Origin of the sequence: Intestinibacter sp., assembly GCF_022780145.1 — a bacterium.
Classification (GTDB): Bacteria; Bacillota; Clostridia; order Peptostreptococcales; family Peptostreptococcaceae; genus Intestinibacter.
In genome coordinates, this window is sequence record NZ_JALEXO010000249.1 from 1 (window position 1) to 12826 (window position 12826).

The following is a 12826-nucleotide window of genomic DNA, read 5'->3' on the forward strand; positions in this document are numbered from 1 at the left end:
ATTGAAAATTTTTTATTTTATATGAATAGAATTCATTTATATAGTAAATAATGCAATTAGTAAATTAATTGAAAAAATGGAAGGTGATGGTTATTGATAGCGAATAATTTATTATCAATTATACCAGAGAAAATTGCGAGAAAATACAACGTAATACCTATCAGATTAGAAAACGAAACTTTAATTATAGGTGGAAGCGAAGAAAATATTTATACGATACAAGATTTAAAAATGATAACAGGAAAGAGGATTGTTTTTGAGAAGTATTCACAGGAGGAAATTGTTAGAGAAATAGAATGTGCATATGGAAATAGGATTGAAGTAGATGAGGATTATGCCAAGAGAATTTTGTGTGAAATTTTAAATAAAGCGGTAAAAGAAAACGCTAGTGACATACATATCGAACCATTTGATAGCTATTTGTCCATAAGATTGCGTGTTGATGGAGAATTACACGAGGCTTTTAGATACAGTTTAGATTTATATTCATCACTTACTGCAGTTATAAAATTAAAATCAGGTATTGATATTACTGAAAAGAGACTTCCTCAGGATGGAAGAGCAGATATAAATATAGACGGAAGATCAATCGATATCAGAACATCGACAATTCCAACTACATACGGAGAGAAGACAGTTCTCAGAATTCTAAATAGAGATAATTTCTTTAAGACAAAGGAGGAAATAGGTTTTTCAAATCAGGCTATAGCTATGATTGATAAAATGATATCTAATAAATCTGGAATTATATTAATTGTAGGTGAAACAGGATGTGGGAAAAGTACGACCTTATATTCAATATTAAAAGATTTAAATGTAGTCTCAAGAAACATTATAACTATAGAAGATCCCGTCGAGTATAAAATGGACGGTATTAATCAGATACAAGTAAATGAAAAGGTAGGTTTGACTTTTGAAAAGGGTCTAAGAGCTATTTTAAGACAGGATCCAGATATAATTATGTTAGGTGAAATAAGGGACTCAGAAACAGCTAAAATAGCTGTCAGAGCGTCTATAACAGGTCACTTAGTACTTAGTACTTTACATACAAATGATACTGTATCTTCAATTACTAGGTTGAAGGATATGGGTGTGGATTTATACTTGATAAGTGCCTCTTTAGTAGGAATTATATCTCAGCGATTGGTCAAAAAAGTATGCCCATATTGTGGTGGAAAAGTTGAAAAATGTGAGTATTGTGGAGGCAAAGGATATTTGGGAAGAACAGTAGTTTATGAAATTTTAGAGATAGATGAAGCTATAAGAGAGTGTATAAGTGATTTTGAAAAAAACAATAGAATTAAAGATGTTGCTATCGAAAGAGGAAAGATGATTACATTTGATCAGTGCTATAGGGCTTTAGTTCAAAAAAATTTAATAAAGTCTTTTTAATTTAGGAGTTGTTAGATATGGATTCATATAAATGTATAGTTTATGACCAAGAAAATAAGAGAAAGGTAATTGATTTAGATTTTGAATACGAAGAGGATGTGTTGAGATTTGCAAAAGAGAATAATTTAAAAGTATCCTCGATAAAAAAGAAAAGGTCGGTTTTTAATTTTTCTCAGAAATTAAAGGACAAAGATCTCAAAATATTGTGCAAGGAGATAGGAATTTTATTTGAATCTGGATGTGAAATAACTAGGTTATTAGAGGTGATAGAGGCGCAGGCAAGTAAAAAATTAAAACCGATTCTTAGAAGAATATTGAGAGAAATAGAAAGTGGTAATTCTATAACAGAGTCATTTAAAAATACTAGTGCTTTTTCGAGATTTTTTATTAGCTTAGTTCATGCTGGTGAGATAAGCAGTAATTTAGACCAAGTTATGTACAGTTTGAGCGAGTATTACGATAAAGAAGCTAAATTAAAGAGCAAAATAATAAGTATTTCTATATATCCAGTTATTTTGGCTGTTGTAACAGTTGTGTCTATATTGTCGATTTTATTATTTATCATGCCTAAATACGAGGCTATATATTTAGAAAATAATATAGAAATACCTAATGTAACTAGAGGAATGTTGTTTTTATCTAGTTTTATTAGAAATAATTATATAGCTATACTTCTAGTAATCTTTATATCTGTTATTACAAGCATTTATGTAGTCAAAAATAATCAGGAGTTGAGAAAAGAATTATATAAGCTATTTTTGAGATTGCCTAAATTAGGTGAGATTATACTTTTAAACCTTACAAACAAATTTTCTAAGTCGCTTTATATTCTAGTCAAAAGTGGTGTAGAAATAGTTAATGCAATCGATATATCTGCAAAAGTTATAGATAAGAAGTACATATATGATATGATTTGCATTGCAAATAATTCAGTAAAGGATGGAAATGGCATTGGAGTATCGCTGAGTAAAATTAATTTATTTCCACAGCTGTTTATTACGATGGTTACAATAGGAGAATCTGCTGGTAGATTAGAGGAAACACTTGAGACTATTAATAAGTTTTACGAGGATGAAATTGACGAAAAAGTTGAAATTGGAACTAAGTATTTTGAAAACGGAATGATTTTAATAATGGGTGCCATTGTATGTGTTACAGTTGTATCCATGGTTATACCTATGTTTAATACGATATCTTCTTTTTAGGAGAAAATTTTTAAATATATATAAATTAATTATGAAAGGAGAGATTCTGATGAATGACTTAATTGAAAAAATTAAGTTCAAAAAGAATTCGATTTTAGAAAAAATATTAGGCAAAGATCAAAAATTTCTTGTAAGTAATAAAAAAAGAGGGTTTACATTAGTTGAGGTTTTGATAACTATTACTCTCATGCTGGTAATTTCTGGTATGGCAGTGCTTAGCTATTCAAAGGCACAGGAAAAAGCTAAAGTAAATATAGACTATGCAACAGCTGCTAATATAGCTACAGCTGCACAAATGGCTGCTACGAGTGGTGAGACAGACATAAGTATTGAGAGTTTAGTTAGCGGTGGATATTTACAGTCGATGCCAAAGGTACAACAAAGCTCAGGAGGTTCATTTGAAGTTACAGTCGGAAATGATGACAAAGTAATTGTAAGTATAGGAAATGCTCAGTATTATCCTAAACCAAGTGAATAAAATTAAAAAAGAGATATTATGAGGAATAATAATTTTTAAAGGGGTTGATCTTATAGGAAACTTTATATGTATTAGGTTAGACAATTATTCAACTGAAATATTAATTTTGAAAAAATATATCAACAAAATAAAAGTGATTGAGAACATTGGTTTGGACATTGGAGTAAAAAACATAAATAGCTCAAAGTTGAAAAAGGAATATATAGATTTAGTCGTTAAAAAATTAAATCCATACAAAACATTTGGAAGGATATTTTTTGCGCTACAAAATGAAGATGTCATAATTAGAGAATACGAGAATTTAGGAAAGATAAGAAAAAGAGATATCTACGGCTACATAAAATTTGAGATAGGACAGGATATGCCTATAAATTTAGAAAGTTACATAATTAAATACAAGATATTAAATAAATATAAAGATACTATGGATTTACAAGTTATATTATTCCCTAAGTATATAGAGCAGATTTGCAATCAAATTGCAGAAAATATAGGAATTAAACATAAATATTTAAATATAAATTACGATATTTTAAATAAGCTGATATTTAGAAAGAAGTTAAATTTAAACTGTGACAAATGTATTATAATAGAGAATTTAGAAAATGAGATAATTTTAAACTCTGTAAAAAATAGAAAAGTATATAATTCAAATGTATTTGAAAAAGAAGTAAATATGGATTATGTATTAAAATTTTTAGAGAAAGATATTAACATATTTTACTATGGATTAGAAGATAATTTTTTAAATCAAATAAAAGAAAAGGGATTTAATGTGGATAAATTAAAATTCAATTTAAAACTAAACACGCTGTGGACAGAAAAGATTGTGGATAAAGATATAAATAATTACATAATTTGTATAGGATTAGTGGTGTAAAATGAGAAAAAATGCTAAATGTATCAACATTTTTGAAAAAAATAAAAGAAATTTTAATTTATACCAAATAAGTAGAAGAATAATATTGTTAATAACTTTATTGCAAATATCAATTAATCTAATTAAATATACACAGCTAACTGATTATATATCAAAGTCTGAGCTAGAAAATACTACACAACAACAGGAAGCTAATGATACTTTATCCGAAGGTTATGAGAATTTAGATACACAAAAATGTAACATAAATTTATCCGAATTGGAAGAGGTATGTTCAATTATCGGTATGAATAAAATTAAAAGCATATCTTCAAGTTCAAATCAAATAGAGATTCAAGGAATTTGCGATAATACAAAAATATTAGAAAAATTATCCAATCGAAAGAATATTAAAAATTTTAATATAAAGAGTTTAGAGAAGGAACAAAAAGATTATTTATTTACTATTGAGTACAAAGTAGGTGGATTAAATTGAAATTAATAAAAAAAAATAAACCGTTGTTTTTATTGATTATAACATTATTTTTATATTTGTTGCTTGTAGTTTCATTTATAAATCCACTTATTGAAAAGAATAATGAACTAGAGGAAAGAAAGTCACAGATATTAATTTTGAAGCAGGAACAGGAATATATTGAAACATTTAATCAGCAAAAAAAATCAGATTTAAAAAATAAAAAATCAGAAGATATAATTTTATCTATAGAGAAAAATATTGGAGATACAGTAGATATAAATTCGATTATTAAAAGAGAGGAGCAAGATCAAAGCTCGAAGAATATTCTGTTGGAGTTAAGTATTTCTTCAACTTTAGAAAATATTTTTAAATTAGATACGAAATTAAAAAAATTAAAACTGGAAAATTCTATAGAAAGTATAAAAATAGAAAACTCTAAAAATGAAAATGATAAAAGTAGAAAAGTAAATTGTACTATGCTATTTAAAGTCGATTAATAAAATAATAAATTGATACATGTATATAATTGAAAATATATAAAAGAAAATGTAGTACAATTATACGAAAATCTAAAAGGAAAACAGTACATTTTTATAGAAAATTTATTTAATCATAGAAAAGAAAAGGGGGATTTAACTTGGTAGGAAGAAATGATCTTTGTCCATGTGGAAGTGGAAAAAAATATAAAAAGTGCTGTTTAGTAAAAGATGAAGCTAAGGAAATCGCTAAAAATAGAATAATAAATGGAACAAAAAAATTTGAAGGCGTAATTCAAAAGATAAAAGAATTTTCGAATAGAGAAGAATACAAGGATTATAAAAATAAATTTGAAATAGAATTTGGAATTAGTAACTACATATTAGAAAATATAACAAACGTATATTATTTAACAAATTATAAATACAATAAACAAACTAGCATAATGATGGATTATTTTAATAGAAATAAAAATATTTTAAATAAAAATGAGCTATCAATAGTTGAAAATACTCTAAATTCATATATGAGTATATATCAAGTAAAGGAAAAAGACATCAATAAAATTTTGATAAAAGATATTTTGTTAGACCAAAATGTCTATGTCGAGGATATTGAATTGTTCAGTGTATTTGATGTGGGCGATTACATACTGGCGAGAATTATATCTATAGATGCCACGAAAATTTTCTTAGATAGGACGACGAAGATAGATGAAGATACTAAGGATAAAATTAAGAAATGTCTGGAAAGTAGATATGAAGAAACTAAAAAGAAGGTAAAAACTAAGAAGCAATGTTTAATAAATAATATTAAATTTATGTATAAAAATATAGTGGAGCTTTACAAAGACGAAGTAAAGGAAATTGCGTGTGATATTGTAATTAATAAAAAAGAGCAAAAAATACAAGAATCAATAGTAGAAGAGATTACAGATGTATTGAAGAAGCCAATTGATAAAACAATTGAAGCAAAAACAGTTACTAAACAAGCTGATGAGGATATAGTAGTGGAAATAAATAAAGAAAAATCTGTAGAATCAGAAAATCTAAAAGAACCAGTACAAGAGATATTTCAAGAGGATAATATTATAGAAAAACAGGAAAATAAAAAGAAAAAACAAGTAATGGCTAGAAGAGCAAGGGCATCAAAAAATTTAGGTGTAAAAAAACGAGTAAATAAAAGATTAGAAGAAAAATTAAAACAGAGATTAAAGATGACTAAGCAAATACAAGAGCGAAAGCAAAAACAGGATATGAAACAAAAAAAGCTGTCTAATGAAAACAACAATATAAATTCTAAATTATCCAATAAAATAGAAAACATCCCAACGTATAAAGCTGAACAAATTGAATCAAAAATAGACAATATCTCAGTTTCAAAAGTAGGACAAATTGAATCAAAAATAGAAAATACTCTGGTCGCAAAAATGAATATAGAACCAGTAAAAAGGGACGATTGCAGGGTATATGATGTATTAATTTCTAAAATAGAAGATGAGTATAAAGAAAAATGCATATCGACATGGGAAAGGTTTAAAAGGACATATAAAACATATAAGGGAAGCGAAAATGGTTGGGCAGCAGCGATTGAGTACTATGTCAAAAAAAGTATAGATGAAACTGTAACACAAGAACAGATATCCAAAAAATACAATATAAGTATTAGAACTTTGGGTAAAAGATATAAAGAATTGCTGATTTGTTAAAATTCTCCCATACCCCCTATAAAAGTAGTTAAAATTGGAAATACTACTTTATAGGGGCTTTTTCATTTTAAATAAAATAATAAAATTTAAGTAAAAGCCTTTTAATATATTAAAAAAATGATAAAATATTAAAATAAGAAGTATATTATAGAGAAAGAGGTAGGTTTATGAATTTTAATTTAGGAAATCCTATTGCAGTGGCAACTAATTTTATAAGATCAAATCCTGCAGTACCAATATATAAAGGAGAAGAAGATCCATCTAATTTATTTGGAGTTATATATCATATAGAAATTGGTTATAATGAAAATAACCAAGAAAAAATAAAACAATATATAATAATTGACTTTAAAGAATACAACTTATCTTCAGAAAGCAAAGAAGAGTTAATAAATATAGCAAAATCATACTGTGAATCAAAAAATATACTGGATAACGATGAATTAGAGATAACTCTTTTAGACAACGAAGAAGTTGAAAACTTCTTAGAAAAAGTATTTAACAACATGAAAGTGATAAGAGGACTTATAAGTGAAAAACATTAGTAAATAAAAGGCGAACTCTAAGAGTTCGCTATATTTTTGATTGGAGATTAAAAGAATAAATTTAGGAGGAAATCTTTATGCTGAGAGTGTCTAATATCAAATTAAGTATAGATGACGACAAATCTAAGATAAAAAGCACTTTAATAAAAAAATTAAAAATAAAAGAAAAAGAATTAGTAAAATATTTTATATATAAAGAATCAATAGATGCGAGAAAAAGAGGAAAAATAGATTTCGTATATACAGTAGACGTAGTTGTGAACAATGAAAGTAAGATTTTAAAGAAAAAATTAAAGGATGTTGTAGAAATAAAACAAAGAGAATACATCGGAGTGGCTTCTGGAGGGCAAAAATTAGAAAATAGACCTGTAGTAATCGGAAGTGGACCAGCTGGTTTATTTGCATCTCTAGTTTTAGCACAAAGAGGTTACATGCCGATAATGCTTGAAAGAGGACTAGATGTAGATAATAGAACAAAAGATATAAATAATTTTTGGACTGAGAGAAAATTTAAAAATAATTCAAATGTTCAATTTGGAGAAGGCGGGGCAGGAACTTTTTCTGATGGAAAGCTGACTACTAGAATAAAGGATATCAGATGTAGAAAAGTTCTAGAGGAATTTGTAAATTTCGGTGCTCCAGACGAGATCTTATATGCTAACAAGCCTCATGTAGGTACAGATATACTAAAAAATGTGGTAAAAAATATAAGAGAAGAGATAATAAGACTTGGTGGAAGCGTAAAATTCGATGCAAAGGTAACTCAAATAAATGTAGAAGGTTCAAAAATAAAATCTGTAGTCGTAAACGACGAAGAAACCATAGAAACTAATGTAGTTATACTTGCTATCGGCCATAGTGCGAGAGATACGTACGAAATGCTATACGAAAAAGGCGTAAAAATAATCCAAAAACCATTTGCTATAGGCGCCAGAATTGAGCATCCTCAAATTCTTATTAATAAATCACAATACAAAGAATTTTACAATCACGAAAAATTAGGAGCCGCAGACTATAAGCTAATAGAGCATACTTCTAATGGAAGAACAGCATATACGTTTTGTATGTGTCCAGGAGGCACTGTAATAGCATCAGCATCTGAAGAAGGCGAAGTTGTAACTAATGGTATGAGCGAGCATGCTAGGGATAAGGAGAACGCAAATAGCGCCTTTTTAGTAAATGTAAAGCCTTCTGATTTCGGAAGTGATCATCCATTAGCAGGAGTAGAGTTCCAAAGAAAATACGAAAAATTAGCTTACGAGCTTGGCGGAAGAAATTACAATGCGCCAGTTCAATTAGTAGGAGATTTTTTGCAAGATAGAGTATCTACAGATCTAGGAAAAGTAAAACCTTCTTATAAGCCAGGATATACATTTGCAAATTTAAGAGATTGTCTACCTGAATTCGTATGTGAAACAATGAAGGAAGCCCTACCTAAGCTAGATAAAAAATTAAACGGATTTTCTATGTATGATGCAATTTTGACTGGTGTGGAAACTAGATCTTCAGCACCTATAAGAATTGTCAGAGATGAAGAAACTTTAGAATCTGTAAGCGTACAAAATTTATATCCATGTGGAGAAGGAGCTGGATACGCAGGTGGAATAGTAACCGCTGCTGTAGATGGAATTAAATGCGCTGAAAAAATAATTGAACAACATTTACCATTAAAGTAAATAGCAAAAATTGCATTAGAAACTAAATATTTAGAAAAATAATAGTAATATTTCTGGTAATATATTACAAACAGTAAAAAAACTATTGATGTTTATACTAACAACATTATAAAATAAAAATGTACTTAAATCTGAAAGTTAAAAAAATATAAATAAAAATAATAAGAAAGGAGAAGCTACTCGTATAAATATCAAAAATAAGTTTTTAAAATTTAATATAAAAATAATTATGAGCTTATTATAGATATATTGGGCTATATTTTGAGTAGCGGGAAAAAAGTGCAAATAGTTATAAGTCTTTTAGGTGGTCTAGGTTTATTTTTATATGGGATGAATCTTATGGGTGAATCTCTAGAAAAAGTAGCTGGATCTAGAATGAAAAAAATTATCGAGCTATTAACAAAAAACATCTTTATGGGAGTACTTCTTGGAGCAGCAGTAACAGCAGTTATTCAAAGCTCTAGTGCTACTACTGTAATGGTTGTAGGGTTTGTTAATGCAGGCCTTATGGGTCTTCCGCAAGCAGTTGGAGTAATAATGGGTGCTAATATAGGTACAACTGTAACAGCTCAAATCGTATCATTTGATTTAACAGGTTTAGCACCACTTGCGTTAGGTATAGGTATTTTATTATACTTATTTGGCGGCAACGAAAAATACAAACAAGTTGGAGAAGTGTTTATAGGATTTGGTTTATTATTTACAGGTATGGAATCAATGAAATCGGCAGTAAGTCCACTAGCTGAATATAAAGGATTTACAGATTTATTAGCTACATTTGGTAAATATCCAATTTTAGGACTTTTATTAGGCTTTGGGATAACAGCCATAATTCAAAGTTCATCAGCTGCGATGGGTATGCTTGTTGTATTGGCATCACAAGGATTAGTTCCACTTGCATCAGCATTACCAATATTATATGGACAAAATATAGGTACTTGTGTAACTTCATTAATATCAAGTATTGGAGCAAATAAAAATGCTAAGAGAGCAGCTACAGTGCATTTAATATTTAATATTTTAGGAACAATAATATTCTTAATTTTATTAAATAACATAGTTGTAAAAATAGTAGTAGCAATGGATCCAGGTAATGTCGCAAGACAAATAGCGAATGTACATACTATATTTAATGTAGTTTCAACATTGTTATTATTACCATGTAATAAATTAATCGTTAAATTAGCTATGAAGATAGTTCCAGATAGTAAAGATGGAGTAGAAGAAGATGAAACTAGAGTAATAAAATACATAGACGACAGAATGATTCAAACTCCACCAATAGCTTTAGCTAGTATCATCAAAGAAGTATCTAGAATGGGTGAAAAAGCTAGAGATAGTGTAGATAGTGCTATGGAAGGTATATTAGAGGTTTCCACTGAAGGTATTGAAAAAACTTTAAAATTAGAAAAAATAATAAACCAATTACAAAAAACAATATTAAATTATCTTTTAAAACTTTCTAAAGCTTCTTTAAGTGATGCAGACCGTGAAACTGTCGATGATTTATTTAATACAGTAAACGATATAGAAAGAATAGGTGACCACGCTGAAAACTTAGCTGAAATAGCACAATCAGCTATAGATGGTCAAGTTGTTTTCTCTGAACAAGGTCAAAGTGAAATAAGCGACATGTACAACAAGGTTATATCTGCATATACATATGCTCTAGAAGCAATGGCTACATCTGATGTTAATTTAGCTTGTAAGGTTATAAAAATAGAAGAACAAGTAGATATAATGGAAGAATCATGTAGAGTAAATCATATGAGAAGATTAAACAACAATCTTTGTAGTATAGACAACGGTGTTATTTACTTAGAAATTTTAACTAACTTAGAAAGAATTTCAGACCATGCAGCTAACATAGCTGAAAAAGTTATTCAACAAAAAATAGGTGATAAATAATTCAAATTATGAATATAATAATAAAGGGGTGTATAAAACACCTCTTTTATTTTGTAAAAAAATGGTCAAAATAACAAAGGAAATAATACGAAGACTTTTTTATACTGTTTGCATCAAAAATGAATTGAAAATATCAATTGTAATTACAATTTACTAAATGATAGCGTTTTCATACAAACATAGATAATTTTACAGGCAAAAAAAGGAAAAACAAGCAAAAAATATATATTTTTGATATTTTGTATACAATAAAAATGTGATATAATTTAGATGTTTAAAACAGATAAAAAAATATATTATAAATAACTTTAAAAAGAGAGGGATAAAAAAATATGACTAAATTAACTTTAGACTATAGTAAAGCATTAGGATTCTTAGACAAATCAGAAATAGACGCAATGCAACCATATGTAACAGTTGCTCACAAAGCACTTCATGAAAAAACAGGATTAGGAAATGACTTTTTAGGATGGATCGACTGGCCAGTTAATTATGACAAAGAAGAATTTGCTAGAATAAAAAAAGCAGCAGAAAAAATAAAATCTGACTCAGATGTATTATTAGTAATAGGTATAGGGGGGTCTTACTTAGGATCAAGAGCTGCTATAGAAATGTGCTCACACACTTTTAGAAATAGTTTATCAAAAGAAGAAAGAAAAGCTCCAGAAGTTTACTTCGTAGGAAACAGTATAAGTTCTTCTTATTTAGCTGATTTAATAGAATTAATAGAAGGAAAAGACGTTTCAGTAAACGTAATATCTAAATCAGGAACTACTACAGAACCTGCTATAGCATTTAGAATCTTCAAAGATATACTAGAAAAGAAATATGGAAAAGAAGAAGCTGCTAAGAGAATATACGCTACAACTGATGCTAAGAGAGGAGCTCTTAGACAATTAGCAAATGAACAAGGATACGAAACTTTCGTTATACCAGATGACATCGGAGGAAGATTCTCAGTAATGTCACCAGTTGGTTTACTTCCAATAGCAGCAGCTGGACTTGATATAGATGAAATGATGAAAGGTATGGCAGATGCTAGAGAAGATTTCTCTACAGATGTTATAGATGACAACTATGCATACCAATATGCTGTAATAAGAAACTTATTACATAGAAAAGGTAAAGATATAGAATTATTAGTAAACTACGAACCAACATTACACTATGTAAGTGAATGGTGGAAACAATTATACGGAGAAAGTGAAGGAAAAGACCAAAAAGGTATATTCCCAGCATCAGTAGATTTCTCAACTGACTTACACTCTATGGGACAATACGTTCAAGATGGTAAGAGAATATTATTTGAAACAGTAATAAACGTAGAAAAAGCAAGAAAAGACGTAGTTATAGAATCAGATGAAGCTGATTTAGACGGATTAAACTACTTAGCTGGAAAAGGTCTAAACTATGTAAATCACAAAGCTTTACAAGGTACTGTATTAGCTCATAACGACGGTCAAGTACCAAATATGATAATAAACATAGAAAAATTAGACATCTACAACTTCGGTTATATGGCTTACTTCTTTATGAAAGCTTGCGGTTTAAGTGGATACTTACTAGGTGTTAATCCATTCAACCAACCAGGTGTTGAAGCTTACAAGAAAAACATGTTCGCTTTACTTGGAAAACCAGGTTATGAAAAAGAAAAAGAAGAATTAGAAAAAAGATTATAAGATTATAGATTGTATAGATCGAATTTAGAAAATTATTCAAAAAATATAATATTTAATTAGATTAGTTATAAAAATCCAAATGAAGTGATTAAGGTCATTTTGTTTGGATTTTTTATTGATAAATATGGATTAAATTTCCAAGTATTTTTATATTTTTAATATTGAAAAAGATGTTATAATAAGTAACGGAGAATTACAATCTATAGAGTGGTAGCTTCATAACAAAGTAACCTTACTGTGAAAGGAGGTGAAATGATATGGAGAACTTTTTACTAAGCATATTAGCTCAAGTAGTAGCAACTGAAATATGTTGCGCTATTAGATATATATACATAAAAGTAAAAAACCACTCAAATGGCCATGAGAGTGGTTTAGACAAATAATTTTTAATTCATTTTTTTAGAATCTACTACTCTAGTTA

General features: G+C 28.3%; 12 protein-coding genes. All 12 read left to right on the plus strand.

Annotated features, from left to right (window positions below; translation table 11 throughout):
• The first annotated feature begins 93 nt into the window (after positions 1 to 93).
• The 12 genes from MR593_RS09415 to MR593_RS09470 all read left to right on the plus strand — a co-directional run bounded on the left by MR593_RS09415 (position 94) and on the right by MR593_RS09470 (position 12788).
• Positions 94 to 1392: a GspE/PulE family protein gene (locus MR593_RS09415; protein ID WP_290692210.1), complete on the plus strand. Its 1299-nt coding sequence runs from the start codon at positions 94 to 96 to the stop codon at positions 1390 to 1392.
• A 17-nt stretch (positions 1393 to 1409) separates the two neighbouring features.
• Complete coding sequence (locus MR593_RS09420; RefSeq protein WP_290692212.1) at positions 1410 to 2597, plus strand: type II secretion system F family protein; 1188 nt, start codon at positions 1410 to 1412, stop codon at positions 2595 to 2597.
• Between the two features lie 49 nt (positions 2598 to 2646).
• Positions 2647 to 3075, plus strand: coding sequence for a prepilin-type N-terminal cleavage/methylation domain-containing protein (locus MR593_RS09425; protein WP_290692214.1), 429 nt, complete (start codon positions 2647 to 2649; stop codon positions 3073 to 3075).
• Between the two features lie 187 nt (positions 3076 to 3262).
• On the plus strand, positions 3263 to 3955 hold the full coding sequence (locus tag MR593_RS09430) for a hypothetical protein (RefSeq protein WP_290692216.1): 693 nt from the start codon (positions 3263 to 3265) through the stop codon (positions 3953 to 3955).
• 1 nt (position 3956) lies between these two features.
• Positions 3957 to 4430: a hypothetical protein gene (locus tag MR593_RS09435; protein WP_290692218.1), complete on the plus strand. Its 474-nt coding sequence runs from the start codon at positions 3957 to 3959 to the stop codon at positions 4428 to 4430.
• Positions 4427 to 4909, plus strand: coding sequence for a hypothetical protein (locus MR593_RS09440; RefSeq protein WP_290692220.1), 483 nt, complete (start codon positions 4427 to 4429; stop codon positions 4907 to 4909). The genes MR593_RS09435 and MR593_RS09440 overlap by 4 nt, the downstream gene beginning before the upstream one ends.
• Positions 4910 to 5049: 140 nt before the next feature.
• Positions 5050 to 6597, plus strand: a complete 1548-nt coding sequence (locus MR593_RS09445; protein ID WP_290692222.1) for an SEC-C metal-binding domain-containing protein — start codon at positions 5050 to 5052, stop codon at positions 6595 to 6597.
• A 167-nt stretch (positions 6598 to 6764) separates the two neighbouring features.
• A complete protein-coding gene (locus tag MR593_RS09450; RefSeq protein WP_290692224.1) occupies positions 6765 to 7142 on the plus strand; it encodes a hypothetical protein in 378 nt (125 codons plus the stop codon).
• 77 nt (positions 7143 to 7219) lie between these two features.
• Positions 7220 to 8818 carry an NAD(P)/FAD-dependent oxidoreductase gene (locus MR593_RS09455; protein ID WP_290692226.1) on the plus strand — a complete coding sequence of 533 codons (1599 nt, stop codon included), beginning with the start codon at positions 7220 to 7222 and terminating at the stop codon, positions 8816 to 8818.
• A 279-nt stretch (positions 8819 to 9097) separates the two neighbouring features.
• A complete protein-coding gene (locus tag MR593_RS09460; RefSeq protein WP_290692228.1) occupies positions 9098 to 10726 on the plus strand; it encodes a Na/Pi cotransporter family protein in 1629 nt (542 codons plus the stop codon).
• 332 nt (positions 10727 to 11058) lie between these two features.
• On the plus strand, positions 11059 to 12405 hold the full coding sequence (locus tag MR593_RS09465; RefSeq protein ID WP_290692230.1) for a glucose-6-phosphate isomerase: 1347 nt from the start codon (positions 11059 to 11061) through the stop codon (positions 12403 to 12405).
• 257 nt (positions 12406 to 12662) lie between these two features.
• A complete protein-coding gene (locus tag MR593_RS09470; RefSeq protein WP_290692232.1) occupies positions 12663 to 12788 on the plus strand; it encodes a hypothetical protein in 126 nt (41 codons plus the stop codon).
• The last annotated feature ends 38 nt before the right edge of the window (positions 12789 to 12826 follow it).